Source organism: Ruegeria sp. D3, assembly GCF_056534465.1.
This window is the reverse complement of record NZ_JBQFPK010000003.1, coordinates 117,284-142,521: the sequence shown is the minus strand read 5'-3', so window position 1 is coordinate 142,521 and position 25,238 is coordinate 117,284. Positions and strand designations below refer to the sequence as shown.

The following is a 25,238-nucleotide window of genomic DNA, read 5'->3' as shown; positions in this document are numbered from 1 at the left end:
CCTCACGATCCGAACGGAGACGGGCCAACAAGCCCGTGAATATAGCCGATGACACCCAGCAGAACGATCGAGGCCACAAAGAACATCGCGTCTTTGCCGTAGGTTCCGGGTTCACCGGGTGTCCAGTCAGGCTCGGACTTGTTGATCACGATCACTTCGACCACGGCCCAGGCCAGCAATCCGCCGAACAGGACGATCGAGGCCAGATCGCCATTCACCAGCAGATGCGCAAAGGCCCACAGCTTGAACCCGCCCAGCATCGGATGGCGCAGCTTGTTCAGCAGGCGGCCTTTCTTGGGTGCGGGGCTCATCAGGAAGATGGCGATCAGCACCAGCAGGTTGTTGACGTGGATCAGGAATGTGGGCGGCGCCCAGACATAGATGAAATCGGTCATGCGATAGCCGAAGATCATCAGCAAGATCGCCGCCACCAGCGCCAGTGCCACCGCACCTTTACCGCCATTGCCCATGGCCGGGCGCCGCGCAGGCGCGACGCGTTTGAACAAATGTGCGGCCCACCAAAGCGCCACACCAAGGATCAGAAGAACAAAGCCCATGCTGGCTTACCCCGCTTGCAAAGCTGAAATCGCCTCTGCTTTTGCCAGAATTTCGCGGGCGGTTGCAACGTGCAGGTTCTCAACAATTCTGCCATCCACGACAGCGACGCCCTGCCCCTGCGCTTCGACCTCTTCAAAGGCCGCGATCTGACGTTGGGCCAGATCGATTTCCGCATCCGAGGGCGCATAGGCCGCGTTGGTGATTTCGACCTGAGCCGGGTGTATCAGCGTCTTGCCGTCAAAGCCCATATCGCGGCCGTGCGTACATTCTGCGGCTAGCCCCTCGTCATCCTTGAAGGCGTTATAAACGCCGTCCACGATGATCAGGCCCTCGGCCTTGGCGGCCAGCAGACACAGGCCCAGCGAGGTCATCAGCGGCAGGCGATCGGGACGGAAACGGGTCTGCAATTCCTTGGCCAAGTCGTTGGTGCCCATCACGAACCCCGCCATCAGTGGATGTGCGGCGATCTCGGCGGCGTTCAGCATACCGCGTGGTGTCTCCATCATCGCCCAGATAGGGATATCGCCGGTGATCGCGGCCAGCGCGTCCACATCAGCGGCTGAATTCACCTTGGGCAGCAAAACCACATCGGCGTCCATGCCCCGCACGGCCTCGGCATCGGCGCGACCCCATTCGGTGTCCAGCCCGTTGATGCGCACGATCTTGACCCGCGCGCCGTATCCGCCAGCGGCCAGAGCGGCCTTGAGCGTTTCACGCGCGTTCTCTTTTTCATCCGCTGCGACGGCATCTTCCAGATCGAAGATGATCGCGTCGACCGGCAAGGTGCGCGCCTTGTCCAGCGCCCGATCTTTCGAGCCGGGGATATACAGAACAGAACGATAGGGGCGCTGACGGGGGTCCATTGGCCTCTCCCTTAAGAAATAAAGTTGCGCGGAATGGGGCATTTTTTGCCGGAAAGTTCAAGAGCAAAATCGCCGCATTGCAGCATAAGCGACGCAACGTGCGTTGGCTTAACCGGATTTCGGTGCCTCGCCTGCACCCTTTGGGGCAGATGGAATCGAAAGGGTGCACTAATGAAAAAGACGCTGTTCAAGATGACGATGGGGCTGGGCATCATGGTCCTGGCCGCCCAGCAGGTACAGGCCCGGAACTGCGCCCCGCGCGAAGACGTGGTCAAGCGGTTGACCGAAACCTATGGCGAGACCCGTCAGGGCATCGGCATCGCGCGCCGAGGTGCGGTGATGGAGGTCTATGCCTCGGACACAAGCGGCAGCTGGACGATCACGGTGACGATGCCAGACGGAATGACCTGTCTCATCGCGTCCGGTCAGTCTTATGAGGACATGGCCGAGGCGCTGCCGCCCAATGTCTAGGTCAACGCATCCCAGATCAGTTTGCTGCCGGTCAGGGTCAACAGGACGTAGGCGATGCCAAAGAACAGGCGCTCGGACAGCATGAAATGCGCCCGGACGCCCAGCCACGCGCCAAGAATGGCGAAAGGGGTCAGTAGTAGATCCGCCAGCGCCGTGTGCCATGTGAACAGGCCCAAATAGGCGAAGGGCACGAATTTCGCTGCGTTGATGACCCAGAAAACCAGCACGGTGCTGGCCTGAAACTCGGTCTTCGTCAGGCGTTGCGACAGCAGGTATACGGCTGCGGGCGGGCCGCCGGCGTGGCTGACAAAGCTGGTGAACCCGGCCACCAACCCCGCAAACAGCCCGGCCGAGGGTGGCAGCCGGTTGGCAAAGCCGCGAATCCAGCCCTTGCTTTGCGCCACATGCCAGATCACGAACCCGACCGAGATCCCCCCGATCAGCAGACGCAGCAAATCGTCATCTGTCACGCGATACAGCCACGCGCCCAGCGTGATACCAGGCACAGCGCCAAGGATCAGCAGGCGCGAATCCGGCCAGCTCCAGCGTTTCCAATAGGGTTTCAGCGTGGCGACGTCGATCACCATCAGGATCGGCAGCATCAGCGCCAGCGCCTGTCCCGGCGTCAGGATCAGCGCCAGAATCGACGAAGACGCAAAGGCCACGCCCGACCCGAACCCGCCCTTGGAAATGCCGGCGAAGATCACGGCCGGGATCGCCACGGCAAAAAACATCAGGTCCAGTTCGAACATTTAGTCTTCCGAATACTTCAGGAATCGCGCCCCTCGGACGGCACAAATACGGTATGCGGTTGTATGCCACGCAGCACAACCCTTGCACAAATCCGTTTTACCGACTAGCACAACCGCGATTTCTAACCCCATCGGAGATTTTCCACATGGCCAGACCAAAGATCGCGCTGATCGGCGCAGGTCAGATCGGCGGCACGCTCGCCCACCTCGCTGCAATGAAAGAACTGGGTGACGTCGTCCTGTTCGACATCGCCGAAGGCACCCCCGAAGGCAAGGCGCTGGACATCGCAGAATCCGGCCCCTCCGAAGGGTTCGACGCCAAGCTGAAGGGCACCCAGTCCTACGAAGACATCGCAGGCGCGGACGTCTGCATCGTCACCGCCGGTGTGCCCCGCAAACCGGGCATGAGCCGCGACGACCTGCTGGGCATCAACCTGAAGGTCATGAAATCCGTGGGTGAAGGCATCGCTGCCAATGCTCCGGATGCATTCGTCATCTGCATCACCAACCCGCTGGACGCAATGGTCTGGGCGCTGCGCGAATTCTCGGGCTTGCCCCATAACAAGGTATGCGGCATGGCCGGCGTTCTGGACTCGGGCCGTTTTGCCCATTTCCTGTCGGAAGAGTTCAACGTCTCGATGCGCGACGTCACCGCGTTCGTTCTGGGCGGCCACGGCGACACCATGGTGCCGTCGGTGCGTTACTCGACCGTTGCCGGTATCCCGCTGCCCGATCTGGTTGAAATGGGCTGGACCACACAGGAGAAACTGGACGCCATCGTTCAGCGTACCCGTGACGGCGGCGCCGAAATCGTTGGCCTGCTGAAAACCGGCTCGGCCTTCTATGCTCCGGCCACCTCGGCGATCGAAATGGCCGAAGCCTATCTGAAAGACCAAAAGCGCGTTCTGCCCTGTGCCGCCTATTGCAATGGCGAGCTGGGCGTAGATGGCATGTATGTCGGCGTCCCCACAGTGATCGGCGCAGGCGGCATCGAGCGTGTTGTCGACATTAAGCTCAACGAAGAAGAGCAAGCCGGTTTCGACAACTCGGTCAACGCTGTGAAGGGCCTGATCGAAGCGTGCAAGGGTATCGACAGCTCTCTGGCCTGATCCTTCCACAGCACAAAATTCAAAAAAACCGGTCCTCTTTGGGCCGGTTTTCTTTTGCAATCAAGGCTGATGTTAGACTTGTCGCCAATGTTGGCGCAAACGTCGCAAATCCTTTATTTGTTGGCACCAATGGCCATGCGCATCCAGATATCGAATCAACATACGCCGCCTACAAAATTTGTGATCACACCAGAAAATACTGTGATCACAAATGCTGAAAATCTTTGCTAAAAACTGCGTCGGCGGCAAAAAAACCTTTAAACTTGTCCCCCTGACACCCCTATAACGATCTAATCGTAGTCAGACGGGACAATTTCGATGAATATTCACGAATACCAAGCCAAGGCTCTTCTTCGCAGCTATGGCGCTCCGGTCTCCGAAGGTCGCGCGGTTCTGCGCGCCGAGGAAGCCAAAACCGCAGCCGGTGAACTGGATGGCCCCCTTTGGGTTGTCAAAGCCCAAATCCACGCAGGTGGCCGCGGCAAGGGCTCGTTCAAAGAGGCCGACGCCGGTGAAAAGGGCGGTGTCCGTCTGACCAAATCGGTCGAAGAGGCCGCCGAAGAAGCCAAAAAGATGCTGGGCCGCACGCTGGTTACACATCAGACCGGCCCCGCAGGCAAGCAGGTCAACCGCATTTATATCGAGGCCGGTTCCGGCATCGAGCGTGAGTTGTATCTGGCCCTTCTGGTGGATCGCCAGACCAGCCGCATTTCCTTTGTCTGCTCGACCGAAGGCGGCATGGACATCGAAGAAGTGGCCGAGTCCACGCCCGAGAAAATCCTGTCCTTCTCGGTGGACCCTGTGACCGGCTATCAGGCCTATCACGGCCGCCGCATCGCCTTCTCGCTGGGTCTGCAAGGCGCGCAGGTCAAGCAATGCGTCAAGTTGATGGGTCAGCTGTACCAGGCCTTCGTCGAGAAGGACATGGAGATGCTGGAGATCAACCCCCTGATCGTGGCCGAAGGCGGCGACCTCAAGGTGCTGGACGCCAAGCTGGGCTTTGACGGCAACGCGGTTTACCGCCACCCCGACATCGCCGAGCTGCGCGACGAAACCGAGGAAGACCCCAAGGAACTCGAAGCCTCGAAATACGACCTGAACTACATCGCGCTGGATGGTGAGATCGGGTGCATGGTGAACGGCGCTGGTCTGGCGATGGCCACCATGGACATCATCAAACTGTATGGTGCCGAGCCTGCCAACTTCCTCGACGTGGGCGGCGGTGCCACCAAAGAGAAAGTGACCGAGGCGTTCAAGATCATCACCTCGGACCCGAACGTCAAAGGCATTCTGGTCAACATCTTCGGCGGCATCATGCGCTGTGATGTGATTGCCGAAGGCGTTGTCGCCGCGGTGAAAGAGGTCGGCCTCAAGGTTCCGCTGGTCGTGCGTCTGGAAGGCACGAACGTTGAGAAAGGCAAAGAGATCATCAACACCTCTGGCCTGGACGTGATCGCAGCGGACAACCTGAAAGACGGTGCCGAGAAGATCGTGAAGGCCGTCAAAGGCTGATGTCATCCCGTTGGATGGGCTTCGGCCCATCTTTCCCAAGATTTCGGTGGGCTGAGGCCCGCCCTATAAAGGAGAACGCCAGATGGCAGTCCTCATCGACGAAAATACCAAAGTGATCTGTCAGGGCTTTACCGGCTCGCAGGGCACATTCCACTCTGAACAGGCCATCGCCTATGGCACTAAGATGGTCGGCGGCGTGACCCCCGGCAAAGGCGGGATGACCCATCTTGACCTGCCCGTGTTCAACTCGGTCCACGAGGCCAAGCATGTGACCGAAGCGAACGCCTCGGTGATTTATGTCCCGCCGCCCTTCGCAGCTGACTCGATCCTCGAAGCGATTGACGCCGAGATGGAAGTGATCGTCTGCATTACCGAAGGCATTCCGGTTCTGGACATGATGAAGGTAAAGCGCGCGCTGGAAGGCTCCAAATCGCGCCTGATCGGCCCGAACTGCCCCGGCGTCATCACGCCGGATGCCTGCAAGATCGGCATCATGCCCGGCCACATCCACAAGCGCGGCTCGGTCGGCGTTGTGTCTCGTTCCGGTACCCTCACTTATGAGGCTGTCAAACAGACCACTGACGTGGGTCTGGGCCAGTCCACCTGCGTCGGCATCGGCGGCGACCCGATCAAAGGCACCGAACATATCGACGTGCTGGAATGGTTCCTGGCGGATGACGAGACCCACTCGATCATCATGATCGGTGAGATCGGTGGTTCAGCCGAAGAGGAAGCCGCACAGTTCCTGGCGGATGAAGCCAAGAAGGGCCGCAAAAAGCCGGTTGCTGGCTTCATTGCAGGCCGCACAGCCCCTCCGGGCCGCCGCATGGGCCACGCAGGCGCGATCGTCGCCGGTGGCAAAGGCGGTGCCGAGGACAAGATCGAAGCCATGCGCTCGGCCGGTATCGTCGTGGCAGAAAGCCCGGCAACGCTGGGTGAGGCCGTGCTGGAAGCGATTGGGTAAAATGGAACAGGCGCTGATCTCAGAACTGAGGGCAGCGCCCGCCCAAGGGGTGGGCAAGAAGCACCCGCCCTTTGGGGCGGGTTGGGCGATGCCCGGCGGTGCCCACCGTTCGGGTCTCTTAATTTTGCTCTCTTTTCTAGGAACATCTGTTGCATCCGAAAACTCTGGTATTGTTCCAATGGATCAATTCGTTGTTCGAGCTGTTCCAGGCCTCGATGGTGCCGAAACAGATTTACTAGAGAACGACAAGATCGCTTTCACCTATCTGAACATTCGAGTTGACGACGCCGAAATGCGTGCAGCGGCCGAATTATGGTGTTCACAATTTGACGGAAAAGCGCGTTTGGTTTCAGACGTGCAAGTGGGACGTTACTACTGGTTGCTCGAACGTCGTCAAACTACGTTTGATTGCACCGGTGTAAACTAAAGAGGAGGAAGAGTTTAAATCGCCATGACCTTCTCCGATGCCATCCGCACCTGTTTCTCCAAGTTCTTCACGTTCTCGGGTCGCGCCTCGCGGTCTGAGTATTGGTTCTTTTTCCTGTTCATCGTGATCTGGAGCCTCGTCGCAGGTTTCATCGACCTTCAGTTTTTCACGCAAGTCGCCACGACCGAGACCGAAACGACGAAATCCGTCGCTGCCACATCGAGTCAACCGGTGCAGAGCATTGTCAGCCTAATCGTCTTCTTCCCGCATCTCGCGGTCGCATGGCGGCGGATGCATGATACCGGACGCAGCGGTCTTTATGCTCTGTTTCCGCTGCTACTGATGGCCGGGGCCATTGCTGTGCTGGTGTTCGGTATCGGCATGGCGTCCAGCTTCCAGCATGGTGGCAACCTGGATGTCCTGTTCACCCGCGCGACTTTACTGATTGTTATACCCACCCTTCTAATCCTGATGATCTCACCGCTTCTGGTGCTGTGGTGGCTGACCCGCCCCAGCCAACCAGGTACCAACAAATACGGTCCCAACCCATATGAGGTAACACAATGACCGAGCACTCGCCCAACTCCGCCTTTCATGCCTCAAGCTTCATGCAGGGGCATAACGCTGAATACCTGGAGCAGCTTTACGCCCAATACACACGCGACCCGAACGCGGTTGATGCGGCCTGGGCCGAGTTCTTTCGCGCCATGGGCGATGCCTCGCCGGATGTGCAGCGCGAGGCCGAGGGGCCGTCCTGGGCGCGCACCGACTGGCCGCCGATGCCGGCGGATGACCTGACCGGGGCGCTCACGGGCGAGTGGGCCGAGATTGACGCCAAGGCGGCGGGCAACAAGATCAAAGACAAGGCGGCGGCCAAGGGCGTTGAGGTCAGCGAAGACCAGATCAAGCGCGCGGTGCTGGACAGCCTGCGGGCGTTGATGCTGATCCGGGCCTATCGGATTCGGGGCCATCTGGCCGCCGATCTCGACCCGCTGGGGATGCGCGCCGCAACAAACCACCCCGAGCTGGATCCCAAGACCTATGGCTTTACCGAGGCCGACATGGACCGGCCTATCTTTATCGACAACGTGCTGGGCCTGCAGATGGCCTCTATGCGGCAGATCGTTGATATCGTGAAACGCACATATTGCGGCACCTTTGCGCTGCAATACATGCATATCTCGGATCCAGAACAGGCTGCTTGGCTGAAGGAACGGATCGAAGGTTATGGCAAGGAAATCGCGTTCACCAAGGAAGGACGCAAGGCGATCCTGAACAAGATGGTCGAGGCCGAGGGCTTCGAGAAATTCCTGCACGTCAAATACATGGGCACCAAGCGGTTCGGCCTGGACGGCGGTGAGGCTCTGATCCCCGCGATGGAACAGATCATCAAGCGCGGCGGCGCGCTGGGTGTGCGTGACATTGTTATCGGGATGCCGCACCGAGGCCGTCTTAACATTCTGGCCAACGTGATGCGCAAACCCTATCGCGCGATCTTCAACGAATTCCAGGGCGGCAGCTTCAAGCCCGAGGATGTGGATGGCTCAGGCGATGTAAAATACCACCTCGGCGCCTCGAGCGACCGCGAGTTTGATGGCAACAGCGTTCACCTGTCGCTGACGGCCAACCCCTCGCACCTTGAGGCGGTGAACCCCGTCGTTCTGGGCAAGGTCCGCGCCAAACAGGATCAGTTGAAGGACAACGAGCGTACCGCTGTGATGGGCATCCTTCTGCATGGCGACGCGGCCTTCGCTGGTCAGGGTGTTGTGGCCGAAGGGTTTGGCCTGTCGGGTCTGCGCGGTCACAAAACCGGCGGCACCATGCATATCGTGGTGAACAACCAGATCGGGTTCACCACTGCGCCGCACTTCAGCCGCTCCAGCCCCTACCCCACCGATATCGCGCTGATGGTTGAGGCACCGATCTTCCACGTGAACGGTGACGACCCCGAGGCGGTGGTTCACGCCGCCAAGGTCGCGACCGAGTTCCGCCAGAAGTTCCACAAGGATGTGGTCATCGACATCTTCTGCTACCGCCGGTTTGGTCACAACGAGGGCGACGAGCCCATGTTCACCAACCCGATCATGTACAAGAAGATCAAGACGCATAAGACCACGCTGTCGCTGTATACCGAGCGTCTGGTCAAAGACGGCCTGATCCCCGAAGGCGAGATCGAGGATATGAAAGCCGCCTTCCAGGCGCAGCTGAACGATGAGTTCGAGGCCGGGAAAGACTATAAGCCCAACAAGGCCGACTGGTTGGACGGGCGCTGGTCACATCTGGACAAAAATAAAGACGAATATGTCAGGGGCGATACCGCGATCACGCCAGAAACTATGGCCGAGGTCGGCAAAGCCCTGACCCATGTTCCTGCAGACATTGCTTTGCACAAAACAGTGGGCCGTCTTTTGGACCACAAAAAGCAGATGTTCGACAATGGCAAAGGCTTTGACTGGGCCACGGGTGAGGCGCTGGCCTTCGGCTCGCTTTTGACCGAAGGCTATCCGGTGCGTCTGTCTGGCCAAGATGCGACACGCGGGACGTTCAGCCAACGCCATTCGGGCTTTGTCCATCAGGAAACGGAAGAGCGGTACTATCCGCTGAACAACATCCGGGCCGGTCAGTCACAATACGAGGTGATCGACTCGATGCTATCGGAATATGCGGTGCTTGGGTTCGAATATGGCTATTCGCTGGCCGAACCCAACGCGCTGACCCTGTGGGAAGCGCAGTTTGGTGACTTTGCCAACGGCGCGCAGATCATGTTCGACCAGTTCATCAGCTCGGGCGAAAGCAAATGGCTGCGGATGTCTGGCCTAGTGACCCTGCTGCCGCACGGGTTCGAAGGGCAAGGCCCCGAACACTCGTCAGCGCGTCTGGAACGGTTCCTGCAGATGTGTGGTCAGGACAACTGGATCGTGGCAAACTGTACGACCCCTGCGAACTATTTCCACATCTTGCGCCGTCAGCTGCACCGGACCTTCCGCAAACCGCTGATCCTGGTGACGCCGAAATCGCTGTTGCGGCACAAGCTGGCCGTCAGCACGGCTGCGGATTTCACCACCGGATCCAGCTTCCATCGGGTGCTGTGGGATGACGCGCAGCATGGCAATTCTGACACCAAGCTGGTCAAGGATGACAAGATCAAGCGAGTCGTTCTGTGTTCGGGCAAGGTCTACTATGACCTGCTGGAAGAACGCGACGCGCGCGGCATCGACGACGTCTATCTAATGCGGATCGAGCAATATTATCCTTTCCCGGCGCACTCGCTGATCAACGAGCTTGAGCGTTTCAAGGGCGCCGAGATCGTCTGGTGTCAGGAAGAGCCCAAGAACCAAGGTGCCTGGACCTTTATCGAACCCAACATCGAATGGGTTCTGACCCGGATTAAAGCCAAACATACACGGCCCCGCTATGTCGGTCGCGCCACTTCGGCCTCGCCCGCGACGGGTTTGGCCAGCCAACACAAAGCCCAACAAGAAGCGCTGGTGAACGAAGCGCTGAGCATTGAAGGAAAGTAATGATGTCCATTGAAGTTCGTGTTCCCACGCTGGGCGAGTCGGTCACTGAAGCTACGGTTGCCACCTGGTTCAAAAAGCCCGGAGATGCGGTGGCAGTTGACGAAATGCTCTGCGAGTTAGAGACCGACAAGGTCACCGTCGAGGTCCCCGCTCCCGCTGCAGGTGTAATGGGTGAAATCGTCGCCGCCGAAGGTGAAACCGTTGGTGTTGACGCGCTGCTGGCCACGATTGCAGCCGGCGAAGGCGCGGCCCCTGCCCCTGCGGCGGCAGCCCCGGCCCCTGCGGCGTCCCCGGCAGCATCAGGCGACAGTGTCGACGTGATGGTCCCCACACTGGGCGAATCCGTGACCGAGGCGACTGTGTCCACATGGTTCAAACAGGTTGGCGACGCCGTCGCGCAGGACGAAATGCTGTGTGAGCTGGAAACCGACAAGGTTTCGGTCGAAGTTCCGGCCCCGGCGGCGGGCGTTCTGGCCGAAATCACCGCCCCCGAAGGCACCACGGTGGATGCCTCGGCCAAGCTGGCCGTGATCTCGGGCGCAGGTACTGTTGCGGCCCCGGCGGCCGCTCCAGCAGCGGCGGCCCCGGCTGCGGCGGCCACCGGCAAGGACGTGTCCAACGCGCCTTCGGCTGAGAAAGCGATGGCGCAGGCCGGCCTGTCGGCGGATCAGGTCACCGGCACTGGCCGTGACGGACGCATCATGAAAGAGGACGTGGCCCGCGCGGTGGCAACCGCTGCGGCCCCTGCGCCCGCCGCGGCTCCCGCTCCGGCCCCTGCGCCGCGTGCCCCCGTGGCCGCTGACGATGCCGCGCGCGAGGAACGGGTCAAGATGACCCGCCTGCGTCAGACCATCGCCAAACGCCTGAAAGACAGCCAAAACACCGCCGCCATGCTGACCACCTATAACGAGGTGGACATGACCGAGGTGATGGCTCTGCGCAACCAGTACAAAGACCAGTTCGAGAAGAAACACGGTGTGCGTCTGGGCTTTATGTCCTTCTTCACCAAGGCTTGCTGCCACGCGCTGAAAGAAGTGCCCGAGGTGAATGCCGAGATCGACGGCACCGACATTGTCTACAAAAACTTCGTCCATATGGGCGTGGCCGCCGGTACGCCGACCGGTCTGGTGGTTCCGGTCATTCGCGACGCTGACAGCATGTCCTTTGCGGCGATCGAAAAAGCCATCGCCGAGAAAGGCAAACGCGCCCGTGACGGTAAGTTGTCGATGGCGGAAATGCAGGGCGGTACCTTCACCATCTCGAACGGTGGTGTTTACGGCTCTCTGATGTCCTCGCCGATCCTGAACCCCCCACAATCGGGTATTCTGGGCATGCATAAGATCCAAGATCGCCCGATGGCGATCAATGGTCAGGTTGTGATCCGTCCGATGATGTATCTGGCGCTGTCCTATGACCACCGGATCGTAGATGGCAAGGGCGCTGTGACCTTCCTGGTGCGCGTGAAAGAGGCGCTGGAAGATCCGCGCCGCCTGCTAATGGATCTGTAATCATGGCAACCCATGTTCTCTGGCAGGCCGATGTGGCCGATTTCGATGCCTGGCTGACCGTGTTCCGCGAAGATCAGCCTATGCGCAAAGCGGCAGGTATCCATGACCTGCACGTTTGGCGCGACCCCGATCAGCGCGATCACGCCATCGCGATGTTTGAGGTGCGCGATCTGGACAAGGCCCGTGCTTTTCTGGATTCGCAGGAATTGGCGATGCACCACGAACGCGGCGGCGTTGCCCATATCCAGGTGAAACTGTTGCAGCCTGTCTGACACTAAAACAGCCCGTGTGCGGGACGATCTCGCACACGGGCACGCACATACCTGTGAACCCAGCCTGCCTTCACCCCCGGCGGATGGTAATCGCAAGACCGGACTGAGATTTACAAAAGGATAAACATCATGTCTTCCGAGCTTTCGATTCTTGCCCTCTATGGCCTTGTGGTCATTGTTGTGGTGCTGCTGAACGTGCTGACGGCCATGTCTCAGGTCGGGCTGATGACGCTGGGTGGGGCGCGCGATGACATGCCGCCGCTGACCGGTGTTGCGGGGCGCGTGGAACGGGCGCTGACCAATTCGGTCGTGGCCATGGCCCTGTTTGCACCGGCCATCCTAATCCTGTCCGCCAAAGACGCCTTTACCGGCGGCACATTGCTGGCCGCCCAGATTTTCCTGATCGCGCGGATCGCCTTTGTGCCGATCTACGCCTTTGCCATCCCCGTTCCGTTCCTGCGCACCACAGTCTGGCTGGCAGGTTTTCTGGCAACGGCTTACCTTTACCTTCAGGCGCTGTGAAGCGCGAGGGGTTGCGCTCCTAAATGGCGCGGCCCTGCCCCATAAGGCCATGCTCAGGCCCCGCAACGAAAACCGGATGATGACATGACCCCCGAAACCACAGTTCTTACCTTGGCCGCCCTGCTTTGGGCCGTTCAGTTCATCGCATATCTGGCCGTCGGCCACGGCAAGATCGACCTGAACAAAGCCATTGGCCCCCGCGACACGGAGGTTGATCGCCCCGGAGCGTCGGGCCGGATGCACCGCGCGCTCAGCAACATGACCGAGGGGCTGACCCTGTTCGCCATTGCCGCCCTTGTCATTACCGTGACCGGACAGTCGACCTCATTCACCGCCACTGCCGCCTGGATTTTTTTGATCGCGCGCGTTCTCTATGTTCCGGCCTATGCGCTGGGCTGGACACCGTGGCGCACAATCATCTGGATGGCCGGCTTTTTAGCAACTGTCGCAATGCTGCTTGCGGCGCTGTTTTAACCGTGTTTCTCAGGTTAGAATAAATCGCCTAGGGATCAGGGCGCACGCCCACACCATAGAACAACAAAGGACCATTTGAATGGCAAACTATGACGTCATCGTAATCGGAGCCGGCCCCGGCGGCTATGTCTGTGCCATCCGCTGCGCCCAGCTGGGCCTGAAAACTGCCGTTGTCGAAGGGCGTGACACGCTGGGCGGCACCTGCCTGAACGTGGGCTGCATCCCGTCCAAGGCGCTGCTGCACGCGAGCCATCAGCTGCACGAGGCCGAGCATAACTTTGCCAAGATGGGCCTCAAGGGCAAAAGCCCCTCGGTCGACTGGAAGCAGATGCAGTCCTACAAGGATGAAGTGATCGACGGCAACACCAAGGGCATCGAGTTCCTGTTCAAGAAGAACAAGATCGACTGGCTGAAAGGCTGGGGTTCGATCCCCGCTGCCGGTCAGGTCAAAGTGGGGGATGAGGTTCATACCGCCAAGAACATCATCATCGCATCCGGGTCCGAGCCGTCCTCGCTGCCCGGAGTTGAGGTGGATGAAAAGGTCGTCGTGACCTCGACCGGCGCGCTGTCGCTGGGCAAGATCCCGAAAAAGATGGTCGTGATCGGCGCGGGCGTAATCGGGCTGGAACTGGGCTCGGTCTATCAGCGTCTGGGGGCCGAGGTGACGGTGATCGAATTCCTCGACGTGATTACGCCGGGCATGGACCCCGAGGTTCAAAAGACCTTCCAGCGTATCCTCAAGAAGCAGGGCCTGAAATTTGTCATGGGCGCCGCCGTGCAAAAGACCGAAGCCACCAAGACGAAGGCCAAGGTCACCTACAAGCTGCGCAAAGATGACAGCGAGCATGTGATTGAGGCTGACACCGTGCTGGTCGCCACCGGGCGCAAGCCATTCTCGGACGGTCTGGGACTAGAGGCCTTGGGCGTCGAGATGACCCAGCGCGGTCAGATCAAAGTCGGGGCCGACTGGCAGACCAACGTGCCCGGCATCTATGCCATCGGCGATGTGACCGAGGGCCCGATGCTGGCACACAAGGCCGAGGATGAAGGCATGGCCGCAGCCGAACAGGTCGCGGGCAAGCATGGCCATGTGAATTATGGCGTCATTCCGGGCGTCATCTACACCTGGCCGGAGGTCGCCAATGTAGGTGAGACCGAGGAAACCCTGAAAGTTGCAGGTCGCGCCTATAAGGTCGGCAAGTTCATGTTCATGGGCAATGGACGTGCCAAGGCGAACTTTGCCGCTGATGGGTTCGTCAAGATTCTGGCCGACAAAGAGACCGACCGCATTCTTGGCGCCCACATCATCGGCCCCGCAGCGGGTGATCTGATCCACGAGGTCTGCGTTTCAATGGAATTCGGGGCCTCGGCCGAGGATCTGGCCCTGACCTGCCACGCTCACCCGACCTATTCAGAGGCGGTACGCGAAGCGGCGCTGGCCTGCGGCGACGGTCCGATCCACAGTTAAGTCATGTGACCCCGGCGACTACTTTGCCGGGGTCAACCACGCTATCAAATATCCCTCTAGTCGGTCTGTAAACGTGCTGGCCGAGTGTAGCGCGCAGAATTTCAGCGACATCGCTTGCAAGGCAAAGGCCTGAACCCCTTCGGCCTGTAGGTCCGCCGGAATATCCTGACGCAATTGGGCGGTTTTCAACCAATCGGAAACCAGACGGAAATACCTTTCGAAACACTGCGCAATCGGGCCTATTTCAGCGATCGCCGCCGCCCCTGAATAACGCAGTATCAGATCGAACACATAGCGTTCGGACATCATAAAACTGTGTATCGGCTCCAACGCTACTACAATTTGGTGCACGTTTTGCGGGGACGATCCAGCTTCGACAGAATCAAAACACGCGCTTAGCTTTTCGCCAATCAGGATTTCCATCAAGGCGTCCTTGTCTTTGAAATGCGCAAAGAACGTGCCCTTTGCCACGCCGGCAGTCTGCACCACTTCCTCAACGCGCAGAGCTTCAAACCCGCCGCTCTCAACAACTTCTGCCGCAGCAGCCAACAGGCGCGCTCGAGTTTTCAAAGTACGTTTTTGCATAAGGTTCTTTCGCACAGTTTTTGACCATGGTCAAATTTTTTATTGACCATGGTCATTTTTGATTCTAAATAAATGACCGTGGTCAATTTTAGGAGAAATCAAATGAAACTCAAAAAGATCCTCATCCTTGATGGGCACCCGGCTGAAAACAGCCTGTCCCGGACTTTCGCACAGACCTACGCAGACGCTGCACGCGCCAAAGGACATGAAATAAGGATGGTTCATCTGAGCGAACTGCAGTTCGATCACGACTTTGGCCAGGGCAATTACCAGAATTTCAAACCGTTGGAGCGGGTGTTGGAGCAGGTTTTGCAAGACGTCGAATGGAGTGATCATCTGGTTTTGACGACACCCATGTGGTGGGGTGGTCTTCCCGCCAAGCTGAAGGGATTGATAGACCGGATGTTCATCCCCGGCCGAACCTTTGACACCAGAAACACCACCCTGGCAGGCTTGCCCGCACCCTTACTTTCCGGCCGCACAGCGCGCGTGATCCTGACGTCAGACACACCTGGCTGGTTTATGCGGCTTGTCTACCGGCAGGCTCTGGTAAGGCAGATCAAAGGTCAGATTCTTGGATTTGTCGGCTTTAAACCGACCCGATTCACTTATTTCGCCGGGGCGAGCCAACCCAAAGAAGGCCTCGTGGAACAATGGATCTCACATATCGCTAAGATCGGAGCAGCCGCAATTTGACATTCTGCTTACCACATCGTTTGTGCGGCGCGTGCGCCCCACTCCCGGTCATAGCGCAAGCCGCCCTCGTCTCCATCTGACGCTTCGGCCAGAAGTTCACCAACTGTGGGCAGATCGGCCGTCTCGTCCCCGTTGTTCCAGGTTCGAGCGCGCATCAAGGCGCGGGCGCATTGCGAATAGATTTCGGCGATTTGAACGACAATCACGGTGGTCGGTCGTTTACCCTGTTTTTCGAACCGAGCCACCAGATTCTCGTCAGCAGTCAATTTGGCGGTTCCGTTCACGCGCACGACGTTGTTGGAACCGGGCACCACGAACATCAGTGATACGCGAGGATCGCGGACTATGTTGCGCAGGCTATCGAGGCGATTATTTCCGCGCCAGTCCGGCATGGCAATTGTGTGCGGATCCAATTCAAGAACCACCGGGCCGTCATCCCCGCGTGGACTGCCATCTACGCCTTCGGGGCCCACAGTGCTGAGAACGCATAGGCGTGAGGCCATTATCCACTTGCGATACAATGGCGTCATCCTGTGCACCACCTTGCGCAGCGAAGGCGCCGCCGGCGTACCATACAAACCCTTTAGGGTTTCGATATCCTCAACGAAATTCATCAGGATCAAACCCCACTTCTTTCATCAACGTATTCGAGCGATCCTCTATCACATCTTCTAGGCGTTCCAAAAATGAACCCCGTTCAACACCCGGTTCGATCCGATCAAGAAAGTCGACAATCGCCAGGCCGGGTTTACGCATGATGCCCGAGCGCGGCCAGAACACACCTGCATTTGTGGCGACAGGTACACAGGGAAAACCCAGCCCCTCGTACAGGACCGCAGTGCCCACCTTATAAGGTTTCTGCACCCCAGGCGCGACGCGCGTTCCCTGGGGATAGATGACCAATTGACCGGGTTCGGAGAATTCTTTCGCGACGTCCTTGACCATCTTTGCCACCGCCGCACCTTTTTTACCGCGGTCCACAGGAATGCACCCCAAACGACGCGCGTAAACTCCGATAATCGGGGTCCACATAAGCTCTCGTTTCATGATGAACTTGGCCTGCGGCATCGCGTTGAAGATCATGATGATATCCAAGAAAGACTGGTGCTTCGCGCCTACGACAACCTCATCTACTGGCGCGATTCCACGCACTTCGCATCGAATACCAACCATCCAACGCGCCAGCCACATAGTAGAACGCGCATAGGACTTGCACGCCTTCCGAGCCCCCTGCTTTGCAAAGATGGCGTAAGGCGCGAAGACGATACCAAGGATCAGCATCCAAACATAGATGACGATCATGAAAACCAAAGAGCGAAACCACTGAACCGTTGTTGCCATCAAGAAAGCTCCTTCAGTTTACGGCTGGCGGCGCTCCATGTCGCCAGAAACGCGACAGTGGCCCCCAGTATCGGAATCAGGATTGGCAGTAGCCAGCCGACCCCCTTGAAACCAAGCCCAGTCAAAAAACCACCTTCATCCGAAGCCTCGGGCAACAGCAGAACACCGGTCATACCAAGAAACATTCCAACCATCGCCCCAAAGAACGCACGATACGTGAACCGTCTGACAAACGCATTGGCGATAAACCGGTCCTGCGCCCCAACAAGACGCAGAACCTCGATGATCTGGGCATTTGCGGCAAGCGACGCATTGGCCGCTAGCGTGATCATCGCCGCTGTAGCGCCCCCGATCAGCAGGATCGAGACCCACCCCAGCCTGCGTAAGGACATCGCCGCATCGACCAGAGGCTCGCGCCATCGGGTATGATCATCCAACACCGCTCCGGGCACCTCGGCCCCCAGGCGCAGACGCAAACCTGCGGCATCCATACCGGGCTCGCCTTCGATCACTTCGATCAATTGCGGGACCGGCAGCGTGTCCAGTGGCAGATCAGAACCGAACCAAGGAGAGAGCAGGGCGATTTGTTCCTCGGCCGTCAAAGCACGGGCTGACGCCACGCCAGGTGTTTGCGACAGAACGGCCAGCGCAGCCTCGGTTTGGGCCGCAAGCTGATCTGCGGGCGCGTTGATGCGCAGGGTCGCCGCCCCGGCCAGCTCGGTGGCCCAACGATCCGCCAACCGTCCCGAAGCTAGTGACAAAGCCAAGGCAAAAACGGCCAGGAACGCCATAGCGCCTGACACGAACACGGTCAGTTGCGCAGTATAGCCGGTGGGCGGGACAACACGATCAGCGCTGGTGTCCCGCGTCAACAGGTTGCGGATGGCACCGTTACTCATAGATCCGCCCCCGCCAATTGCACTTGTCGCTGAGAAATACGCAACACCCGTGCCTGAACCTGACTTTTGGCCGCCCGTATCAGGCTAAGGTCATGCGTAGCGATCAGCACCGTCTTACCCATCTTGTTCAACTCGACCAACAGGCGCAGCAGTCGTTGGGACATTTCCCAATCAACGTTGCCGGTGGGTTCATCTGCCAAAACGACGTCAGGAGACAGGATCACCGCACGCGCCAGTGCCGCGCGTTGGCGCTCACCCCCGGACAGTTCCGGCGGAAGCGCGTCCTTGCGGTCTCCCAAACCAACCCAGTTCAGCAGCTCCGAAAGGTCCTCTTGTTGCGCAGCTTCACCGCGCCCTGACACCATCAGCGGCAGCGCTACGTTTTCGGCAAGGGACATGTGATCCAGAAATCGGCAATCCTGATGCACTACACCAATCCGGCGGCGCAGCAGCGCCATCTGGTCCCGGTCCAGCCCGGCAATGTCTTGTTCAAATGCGGACAACCGACCCGACGTCGGCAACAAAGCGCCATAGCAGAGTTTGAGCAGCGTCGTTTTCCCTGCCCCCGACGGACCGGTCAAAAAATGGAATGATCCGGACTGCAACCGTAAGGATACATCGCTCAGCAGGGCGCCACCACCATAAGTATAGCTGACATTTTCCAGCTCGATCACGAAAGCCCCCAGTTTGCTTGCTGCTCTTCTTGCCCGAGCGTCGTTGTTGTTTCAATGCCTGCACCGGGTCGAATTGGTGACACTTAGTTGGCGAAACCGAAAACACCCTTTGCTGTCAGGTCTTAACGGAATATCATCCCTGAAAAAACTATTATCAGGCCAGTTCCCCGGCCCGGAGGCAGCATGCGTCTTACATGTCCGAATTGCAGTGCCCAGTACGAGGTTCCAGATGAGGTCATTCCCGCCGAGGGGCGGGATGTGCAGTGTTCGAACTGTGAAAAGACCTGGTTTCAAAGCAAACACCCCGTAGCCGATACGGCAGAGGTTGAGTCAAAGGTTGAGCCCGAGACCGTTCCGGTTGCTCCGCCGGTCGACGAACCGGCTCTGGCCCCTGCGCCACAAAAACCCGACGTTGCGGCTGAACAACCGGCCAAATCGGAAGACACGCAGAAATCTGTCCATGTCGATCCTGACGTTGCCAGTATTCTTAAGGAAGAGGCCGCACGCGAGGCTGATCTACGCGCAAAAGAAGCCGAAAACCTTGAGACCCAGCCCGATCTGGGCCTGGATCCTCCGCAAGCGCCTGATCCCGAGGAACGTATCAAGGAACTGACCCGCGCCGAGGCAGCAAAGGATGCGGCCGAAGTCGAACCGCTACCGGATGTTGAGGCTATAAACTCGAGCCTGCGCAGCGATGAACCTGTAGCGAAGAAAAATGAGGTTCAGCCCCTGCCACGCAGCTCGGGCAGCGGCTTCAAGCGCGGCTTTGTGATCGCCATCGTCATCGGTGTTGTTTTGCTGTTGCTCTATGCCAACGCGCAGCAGATTTCCGAAGCCGTACCGCAAGCCGATCCGGTTCTGGGCAGCTATGTTTCACTGGTCGACCAAGCCCGTTTGTGGCTTGAGGCACAGACGGGATCAGGAAGCTAATCCTGTAATCAGAACCGTTCGAGAAGCCGCTTGAGGTATTCCAATTCGATATCGGGGCGATCCGACTCACCCGTGCGGCGGCGGATTTCGTCCAGCAACTCGCGCGCGCGGCGATAGACATCTTCGCCCTGCAACAGGCTGTCATCAGTCGAAATCGTGCCTGAAGAACCGGGGCTGCGACCAAGCGGGTCACGATTGTTGGCTTGCATGTCGCCTTCCTGCGCGCCCTGACCCGGTTGGTTCTGTTGGTTCTGAGCCAGCGCTTCACCAAGCGAACGCATTCCCTCGCGAAGAGCTTCCATAGCTTCGGACTGGTTGTCGATTGCGTCGGCCAATTCATCATTGCGCAACGCTTGCTCGGCCTCATCCATGGCGCGTCCAGCGCGTCCCAACGCATCCCGCGCGGCGTCACCCTCGGGCGTTCCTGCACCGGGCAGGTTTTGCTGTTGTCGTCCCAGCTCGTCTCTCAGGGCCTGCTGGCGATCGGCCAGTGACCCTTGGCCCTGTTGGCCCTCACCAGCCTGATCCGAACCTTGACCCTGACCCCCTTGGCCTTCGTGGCTTTCACCGCGGCCCTGACCACCATTGCGGCCCTCGTTGCCCTGGTTTTCACCGGCCTGCGCGCCGGGGTTGAACTGCTCCTGCAAATCCCGGAATGCCTGGTCGCTGAGGCCCTGCTGCTCGCGCAGAGTCTCGGCCAAACCTTCCATGGCCTGTTGGCCTTCGGACTGCTGCCCCTGACCCTGGCCTTGGGTGACTCGCATATTTTCCATCATCTGTTGGAACTCTTCCAGAGCTTGCTGCGCCTCGGCCATGCGGCCCTGTTCCATCAGCTCCTGAATGCGATCCATCATCCGTTGCAGATCGTCCTGCGTCATTTGCATGGTCTCGCCGTTCTGACCTTGCTGGTTTTCACCACCTTCGCCATTTTCCTGCGCCAGGCGCTGCAGCTGGCGCATATAGTCCTGCGTCGCCTCGCGCAGTTCTTGCATCAGCTCGGCAATTTCTTCGTCCGACGCGCCGTTCTGCATCGCTTCGGTCAGACGTTCCTGCGCGCGACGCATACGCTCCAGCGCATCAGCCAGCGTCCCATCTTCGATCAGAACCGCCAATTCCCACAGCGATTGCGCGATCTCTTCCTGCTGTTTCGGCTTCAGATCATATTCGGTAAATGTTTCGAGCCTGCGCAAGGTCACCCGCAGGCGCAGATATGCGGTATCCGAGCGAAAGAACCCCTCGGGCAGATGCGAAACGGCCCGCAACATCTGGGCCACTCTGGGCGCGTTCTCACGCGACCACAGCAGATCGCGCCGCTGCTCTATGATCGCCGCGGCTAACGGATCAAAGAACCGACGAGCTGGCAGAGCGGTCATGTAGGGCTCAGACTGCCCCTCTTGATCCGCAGCGTCACGCGCTGTCAGAGAGATTTTGACAGGCAGATGTGCCCATGGATGCTGTGAAAAATCCTCAATCAGGTCTTCGACAAAATCCGCACGATCACCGGTGATTGGCATGGGCAGCTCGACCTGAATGAACTCGCGCGGCTCGGGATCTGTTGTCAGGCCGTAACGACGATCAACCGAAGCCAGATCCAACTCGATCACGGCCGCACCGGACACGACGCCATAATCATCGCTGGCTGCGAATGGCAGCTTCATCTGCCCCCCGGCCTCGGCCTCGGCAACGTCGGCCACGCTGATCATCGGCGGGGCATCGGCTATGACCTTCAACGCCCAGTCCTTACCCGCAGGGCCTTCGATCTTCAGCTCGCCCGGCCGGTCCACAACAAATTCCTGTTCGGGTTCAGTTGCAGCCTCGGTGCCAAGCGGAGTGGTCGTCTCGGTCAGGCTGTGTGCGCCGACTTCGCCATAAAACCGCAGGGTGACGCGGCTGCCTTGTGGAACAGACAGTGTCGGATCGGATTGGTCCGCCAAATAAAGCGTCGGCAATCCGGTATAGCGCGGAGGTTCCACCCAGCCTTCCCACGTCGGACCCTGCCCAGCGACGGCTGCACCGGGCGCCATCTCGGCCACCGACCCAATTCGCCAGAACGACCCGAACAAGGCAGCGACAACCAAAGCCAGCAAAGCAGAATAGCGTAAAGCATAGGGGTCGCGATCTGCCAGACGCAGGTTGGGTTTGACCGGATCAGCCTGCGCCGCCCGTTGCGCCATTCGCTGCTGATGCGCATGCCACAACGCCACAGAATCCGCATCCATTGCCCCAATGGCCTGATCGTCCATCAGCGCCTGAATGGGGCGACCGGGCAGAGTCTCGTCCAAACGCGCAAGCGCCTCGGTCCGAGTCGGTAGGTGGAATCGCTGCACCCCAAACGCCAAGGCCGCCATAAGGCCAAGCACGGCCAGAGAACCGATAATCCATACGGTCTCGACCGATACGAGATCTTGCAGGCCCAGCATCAAAGCGGCCAAAACGGCCATAATACCCGAGAAAAGAGGCCAAAATGCGCGCCAAACCCGTTCGGCCAGCATACCCGCATGCGTCAGCCACAGGGACAGTCTTGGGATCGGCAAGGTCTGTTTGGCCATAAAGGCGAGCCTCCATCAGCAGGCCCACGCGCCAATCGCGTCAAAGCCACTCGGGTATGGTATCGCGGTTTATGATTTCGTCAAAGCTTGGCCGTTCACGAATAACTGCAAATTGATCCCCATGCACCAGAACCTCGGGGATCAGAGGGCGCGTGTTGTATTCGCTGGACATCACCGCTCCGTAAGCTCCGGCACTGCGGAAAGCGACCAGATCACCAGCGGCCAGAGGCGGCATGTTGCGCTGTTTTGCGAATGTATCGCCCGTTTCACACACGGGGCCCACGATGTCATAGGGCTGTTGTTCCACACCCGGCGCGGGTTCGTTCACGGCGACGATGTCGTGATGCGCCTCATACATCGCGGGGCGGATCAGGTCGTTCATCGCACCATCAAGGATCAGGAAATCGCGCCCCTCGCCAGATTTCACATAGATCACCTTGCTGACCATTAGCCCCGCGTTGCCAGCAATTAGCCGACCGGGCTCGATCTCAATCTCGCAGCCCAGATGACCCAGCGTTTTCTGGATCAGCGCCCCGTACTCCACCGGCAGCGGCGGCGCGTCATTGGCGCGGGTGTAGGGGATGCCCAGCCCGCCGCCCAAATCGAGACGGCGGATATTGTGGCCTTCGGCGCGCAGCTGTTCAGTCAGTTCGGCGACTTTGGTATAGGCCAGCTCGAACGGTGCCAGCTCGGTCAGTTGCGAGCCGATATGGACATCGATACCAATCACATCCAGACCCGGCAGGGTGGCGGCATGAGCATAAACCTCAGAGGCGCGGGCGATCGGGATGCCGAATTTGTTTTCCGACTTGCCGGTGGCGATCTTGGCGTGGGTCTTGGCATCCACATCCGGGTTCACCCGCACGGTGATCGGCGCGACCACGCCCAGTTCCAGCGCGATGGCGTTGATCACTTCCATCTCAGGCTCGGATTCAACGTTGAACTGGCGAATGCCGCCGGTCAGCGCGGCGCGAATCTCATCCGCTGTTTTACCAACACCCGAGAACACGATCTTGTCGCCGGGCACGCCTGCGGCTTTGGCCCGCAGGTATTCCCCGCCCGAGACCACATCCATCCCCGCGCCCGCCTGCGCCAGCGTCTTCAGAATCGCCTGATTGCTGGCGGCCTTCATCGCATAGCAGACAAGGTGATCCATCCCCTCCAACGCATCGTCAAACAGCTTGAAATGCCGCAGCAGAGTTGCTGTCGAATAGACATAGAAGGGGGTTCCGACCGCGGCTGCGATCTCGGAAATCGGGACATCCTCGGCGAAAAGCGCGCCGTCGCGGTAGAGAAAGTGATCCATACCTGCGCGCTTAGACCAAAAGAGGTCTGCGGATCAATGGATTCCGTTCGACTTGCAACGTTGCCTTAGTTGGATGTTGACACACCCACCCGACCATAACCGGAAATCGAAATGCCAGAACCGCTGGTTTCGGGTTCTGGTTCTGGGCGTGGTGCATAATTCGGGTCACATGCCGCAAGCACGACAAGGGTCAGGATAAGGCCGGTCAGTTTCATTTTGCTCTCGTGTGAAAAACGTTGTGCGTCAAGCAAGGCCGTCGCAGTTACAGCCCCAAAAAGACACCAAGGCCGCCTTTGCGCAGCCCAACGCCTACGCCACCATAAGTACCGCTGCTTCCGACACCGATATTCGCGCTCATTGTGGGTTGGATTGGCTCGCCATCCGCTCCGCAGGCCGCAAGGCCGAAACCGGTAGCAATCAAAACCAGAACTTGCACAATCCGCATTACAGCCGAGCCTTCCATCGCTTGATCTGGGTACGAACCTGATCGGGGGCCGTACCGCCGTAGGATTGTCGCGAGTTTACCGAATTTTCGACCGTAAGGACAGAATAGACATCATCGGTAATATCGCCGTGGACCGATTGCATGTCGTCCAACGTCAGATCAGGTAGATCGCAGCCCTTGGTTTCGGCCATGGCCACAAGCGACCCGGTGACATGGTGCGCGTCGCGAAATGGCAGGCCCAGAACGCGCACCAGCCAGTCGGCCAGATCTGTTGCGGTCGAGAAGCCCGAGCCTGCTGCAGCCGCCAGACTGTCGCGATTGGCGGTCATGTCCTTAACCATCCCCTCCATCGCGGCCAGTGCCAGCATCCAGTTGTCAGCGGCGTCAAAGACCTGCTCCTTGTCTTCCTGCATGTCCTTGGAATAGGCCAGCGGTAGGCCCTTCATCACCATCATCAGCGCGGTGTTCGCGCCGTAGATCCGGCCGACCTTGGCGCGGATCAGTTCGGCCGCGTCGGGGTTTTTCTTCTGCGGCATAATTGAAGAGCCGGTCGAGAACCGATCCGACAGCGTCACAAACCGGAACTGGGCCGACGACCAGATCACCAGCTCTTCTGCGAAGCGCGACAAGTGGATCGCGCAGATCGAGGCCGTCGACAGGAATTCCAGCGCAAAATCCCGGTCGCTGACTGCATCCAACGAGTTTGCGGCGGGACGGTCAAAGCCCAATGCCTCAGCCGTCATCTGGCGGTCGATCGGGAAAGATGTGCCTGCCAGCGCCGCCGCACCCAGCGGGGATTCGTTCATCCGGGCGCGCGCGTCGCATACGCGGGACAGATCGCGGCCAAACATTTCGACATAGGCCATCATGTGATGACCCCAGGTGACGGGCTGCGCCGTTTGTAAGTGGGTGAATCCGGGCATGACCCAATCGGCCCCAGCCTCGGCCTGTATCAACAGCGCCCGGATCAGGGCCAGAAGGCCGGTTTCCGCAGCGTCGAACTGATCACGCACCCAAAGTTTGAAATCGGTCGCGACTTGGTCATTGCGGCTGCGGCCTGTGTGCAAACGGCCCGCGGGTTCTCCGATGACTTCTTTCAGGCGCGCCTCGACATTCATGTGAATATCTTCCAGCGCGGTCGAAAACTGAAACGAACCGGACTGGATTTCTGACAAGACTGTGAGCAGCCCTTCCCGAATAGCCTGCGCATCACTATCACTTATGACGCCTGTGGCCGCTAACATGGCGGCATGGGCGCGCGAGCCTGCGATGTCCTGGGCTGCCATCCGCTGATCGAACCCGATCGAGGCATTGATTGCCTCCATGATCGCGTCTGGACCGGCGGCAAAGCGGCCGCCCCACATCTGGTTCGAGGATTGATCGGTCATGTAA

27 protein-coding genes are annotated in these 25,238 nt (G+C 59.1%); 14 read left to right on the top strand and 13 right to left on the bottom strand.

Annotation, left to right across the window (positions count from 1 at the left end; translation table 11 throughout):
• Window positions 1-2 precede the first annotated feature (2 nt).
• Together ACR0DX_RS05520 and ACR0DX_RS05515 are read right to left on the bottom strand one after the other, a co-directional pair.
• Window positions 3-557 (bottom strand): NnrU family protein, encoded by a 555-nt coding sequence (locus ACR0DX_RS05520; protein ID WP_480845432.1) that lies wholly within the window; start codon window positions 555-557, stop codon window positions 3-5.
• Between the two features lie 6 nt (window positions 558-563).
• Entirely contained in the window at window positions 564-1,421 is an 858-nt protein-coding gene (locus ACR0DX_RS05515) for an HpcH/HpaI aldolase/citrate lyase family protein (protein ID WP_170353519.1), read from the bottom strand.
• Between the two features lie 171 nt (window positions 1,422-1,592).
• Between ACR0DX_RS05515 and ACR0DX_RS05510 the strand changes: the two genes are divergently transcribed.
• The gene (locus ACR0DX_RS05510) at window positions 1,593-1,892 is read left to right on the top strand and encodes a hypothetical protein (protein WP_170353520.1); all 300 of its coding nucleotides are present in this window, start codon (window positions 1,593-1,595) and stop codon (window positions 1,890-1,892) included.
• Here ACR0DX_RS05510 and ACR0DX_RS05505 read toward each other — a convergent pair.
• Window positions 1,889-2,644: a sulfite exporter TauE/SafE family protein gene (locus ACR0DX_RS05505; protein ID WP_170353521.1), complete on the bottom strand. Its 756-nt coding sequence runs from the start codon at window positions 2,642-2,644 to the stop codon at window positions 1,889-1,891. The two genes, ACR0DX_RS05510 and ACR0DX_RS05505, sit on opposite strands and share 4 nt — an antisense overlap.
• A gap of 146 nt (window positions 2,645-2,790) precedes the next feature.
• On the opposite strand from ACR0DX_RS05505, the gene mdh reads away from it, so the two are divergent.
• The 11 genes from mdh (at window position 2,791) to lpdA (ending at window position 14,421) form a co-directional block, all read left to right on the top strand.
• Window positions 2,791-3,753 carry a malate dehydrogenase gene (gene mdh, locus ACR0DX_RS05500; protein WP_170353522.1) on the top strand — a complete coding sequence of 321 codons (963 nt, stop codon included), beginning with the start codon at window positions 2,791-2,793 and terminating at the stop codon, window positions 3,751-3,753.
• A 318-nt stretch (window positions 3,754-4,071) separates the two neighbouring features.
• A complete protein-coding gene (gene sucC, locus ACR0DX_RS05495) occupies window positions 4,072-5,265 on the top strand; it encodes an ADP-forming succinate--CoA ligase subunit beta (RefSeq protein WP_170353523.1) in 1,194 nt (397 codons plus the stop codon).
• Window positions 5,266-5,347: 82 nt separating this feature from the next.
• Window positions 5,348-6,229, top strand: coding sequence for a succinate--CoA ligase subunit alpha (gene sucD, locus ACR0DX_RS05490; protein WP_170353524.1), 882 nt, complete (start codon window positions 5,348-5,350; stop codon window positions 6,227-6,229).
• A 1-nt stretch (window position 6,230) separates the two neighbouring features.
• Window positions 6,231-6,656 (top strand): hypothetical protein, encoded by a 426-nt coding sequence (locus ACR0DX_RS05485; RefSeq protein ID WP_170353525.1) that lies wholly within the window; start codon window positions 6,231-6,233, stop codon window positions 6,654-6,656.
• Between the two features lie 24 nt (window positions 6,657-6,680).
• Complete coding sequence (locus tag ACR0DX_RS05480) at window positions 6,681-7,223, top strand: DUF805 domain-containing protein (RefSeq protein WP_170353526.1); 543 nt, start codon at window positions 6,681-6,683, stop codon at window positions 7,221-7,223.
• Window positions 7,220-10,177, top strand: coding sequence for a 2-oxoglutarate dehydrogenase E1 component (locus ACR0DX_RS05475; protein WP_170353527.1), 2,958 nt, complete (start codon window positions 7,220-7,222; stop codon window positions 10,175-10,177). The genes ACR0DX_RS05480 and ACR0DX_RS05475 overlap by 4 nt, the downstream gene beginning before the upstream one ends.
• Window positions 10,178-10,179: 2 nt before the next feature.
• The gene (odhB, locus tag ACR0DX_RS05470) at window positions 10,180-11,685 is read left to right on the top strand and encodes a 2-oxoglutarate dehydrogenase complex dihydrolipoyllysine-residue succinyltransferase (protein ID WP_170353528.1); all 1,506 of its coding nucleotides are present in this window, start codon (window positions 10,180-10,182) and stop codon (window positions 11,683-11,685) included.
• A gap of 2 nt (window positions 11,686-11,687) precedes the next feature.
• A complete protein-coding gene (locus tag ACR0DX_RS05465) occupies window positions 11,688-11,957 on the top strand; it encodes a hypothetical protein (protein ID WP_170353529.1) in 270 nt (89 codons plus the stop codon).
• Window positions 11,958-12,086: 129 nt separating this feature from the next.
• Window positions 12,087-12,479 (top strand): MAPEG family protein, encoded by a 393-nt coding sequence (locus tag ACR0DX_RS05460; protein WP_170353530.1) that lies wholly within the window; start codon window positions 12,087-12,089, stop codon window positions 12,477-12,479.
• A gap of 84 nt (window positions 12,480-12,563) precedes the next feature.
• Entirely contained in the window at window positions 12,564-12,953 is a 390-nt protein-coding gene (locus ACR0DX_RS05455) for an MAPEG family protein (RefSeq protein WP_170353531.1), read from the top strand.
• A 79-nt stretch (window positions 12,954-13,032) separates the two neighbouring features.
• On the top strand, window positions 13,033-14,421 hold the full coding sequence (gene lpdA, locus ACR0DX_RS05450) for a dihydrolipoyl dehydrogenase (protein ID WP_170353532.1): 1,389 nt from the start codon (window positions 13,033-13,035) through the stop codon (window positions 14,419-14,421).
• A gap of 18 nt (window positions 14,422-14,439) precedes the next feature.
• On the opposite strand, the gene ACR0DX_RS05445 is transcribed toward lpdA, so the two are convergent.
• Window positions 14,440-15,006: a TetR/AcrR family transcriptional regulator gene (locus ACR0DX_RS05445; RefSeq protein WP_170353533.1), complete on the bottom strand. Its 567-nt coding sequence runs from the start codon at window positions 15,004-15,006 to the stop codon at window positions 14,440-14,442.
• Between the two features lie 102 nt (window positions 15,007-15,108).
• On the opposite strand from ACR0DX_RS05445, the gene ACR0DX_RS05440 reads away from it, so the two are divergent.
• A complete protein-coding gene (locus tag ACR0DX_RS05440) occupies window positions 15,109-15,702 on the top strand; it encodes an NAD(P)H-dependent oxidoreductase (protein ID WP_480845425.1) in 594 nt (197 codons plus the stop codon).
• An 8-nt stretch (window positions 15,703-15,710) separates the two neighbouring features.
• Here the strand turns inward: ACR0DX_RS05440 and ACR0DX_RS05435 are convergent, their stop codons facing one another.
• The 4 genes from ACR0DX_RS05435 to ACR0DX_RS05420 are packed head-to-tail and all read right to left on the bottom strand — an operon-like array spanning window position 15,711 to window position 18,616.
• On the bottom strand, window positions 15,711-16,316 hold the full coding sequence (locus ACR0DX_RS05435) for a pyridoxamine 5'-phosphate oxidase family protein (protein WP_170353535.1): 606 nt from the start codon (window positions 16,314-16,316) through the stop codon (window positions 15,711-15,713).
• Window positions 16,303-17,043 (bottom strand): lysophospholipid acyltransferase family protein, encoded by a 741-nt coding sequence (locus tag ACR0DX_RS05430; RefSeq protein ID WP_170353536.1) that lies wholly within the window; start codon window positions 17,041-17,043, stop codon window positions 16,303-16,305. The genes ACR0DX_RS05435 and ACR0DX_RS05430 overlap by 14 nt, the downstream gene beginning before the upstream one ends.
• Window positions 17,043-17,942, bottom strand: coding sequence for an FtsX-like permease family protein (locus ACR0DX_RS05425; protein WP_170353537.1), 900 nt, complete (start codon window positions 17,940-17,942; stop codon window positions 17,043-17,045). The genes ACR0DX_RS05430 and ACR0DX_RS05425 overlap by 1 nt, the downstream gene beginning before the upstream one ends.
• Window positions 17,939-18,616, bottom strand: a complete 678-nt coding sequence (locus tag ACR0DX_RS05420; protein ID WP_170724088.1) for a cell division ATP-binding protein FtsE — start codon at window positions 18,614-18,616, stop codon at window positions 17,939-17,941. The genes ACR0DX_RS05425 and ACR0DX_RS05420 overlap by 4 nt, the downstream gene beginning before the upstream one ends.
• A gap of 183 nt (window positions 18,617-18,799) precedes the next feature.
• Here ACR0DX_RS05420 and ACR0DX_RS05415 point away from each other — a divergent pair, with 183 nt between their 5' ends.
• Window positions 18,800-19,546 (top strand): zinc-ribbon domain-containing protein, encoded by a 747-nt coding sequence (locus ACR0DX_RS05415; RefSeq protein ID WP_170353539.1) that lies wholly within the window; start codon window positions 18,800-18,802, stop codon window positions 19,544-19,546.
• Between the two features lie 8 nt (window positions 19,547-19,554).
• Here ACR0DX_RS05415 and ACR0DX_RS05410 read toward each other — a convergent pair whose 3' ends face one another.
• The 5 genes from ACR0DX_RS05410 to argH all read right to left on the bottom strand — a co-directional run bounded on the left by ACR0DX_RS05410 (window position 19,555) and on the right by argH (window position 25,234).
• A complete protein-coding gene (locus ACR0DX_RS05410; protein ID WP_170353540.1) occupies window positions 19,555-22,095 on the bottom strand; it encodes a TIGR02302 family protein in 2,541 nt (846 codons plus the stop codon).
• A 40-nt stretch (window positions 22,096-22,135) separates the two neighbouring features.
• Window positions 22,136-23,401 (bottom strand): diaminopimelate decarboxylase, encoded by a 1,266-nt coding sequence (lysA, locus tag ACR0DX_RS05405; protein ID WP_480483086.1) that lies wholly within the window; start codon window positions 23,399-23,401, stop codon window positions 22,136-22,138.
• 65 nt (window positions 23,402-23,466) lie between these two features.
• Entirely contained in the window at window positions 23,467-23,616 is a 150-nt protein-coding gene (locus ACR0DX_RS05400; RefSeq protein WP_170746516.1) for a hypothetical protein, read from the bottom strand.
• A gap of 47 nt (window positions 23,617-23,663) precedes the next feature.
• Window positions 23,664-23,846 carry an argininosuccinate lyase gene (locus tag ACR0DX_RS05395; RefSeq protein WP_170353542.1) on the bottom strand — a complete coding sequence of 61 codons (183 nt, stop codon included), beginning with the start codon at window positions 23,844-23,846 and terminating at the stop codon, window positions 23,664-23,666.
• Window positions 23,846-25,234, bottom strand: coding sequence for an argininosuccinate lyase (gene argH / locus ACR0DX_RS05390; protein WP_480845420.1), 1,389 nt, complete (start codon window positions 25,232-25,234; stop codon window positions 23,846-23,848). Before argH ends, ACR0DX_RS05395 begins: the two co-directional genes overlap by 1 nt.
• Window positions 25,235-25,238: the final 4 nt, after the last annotated feature.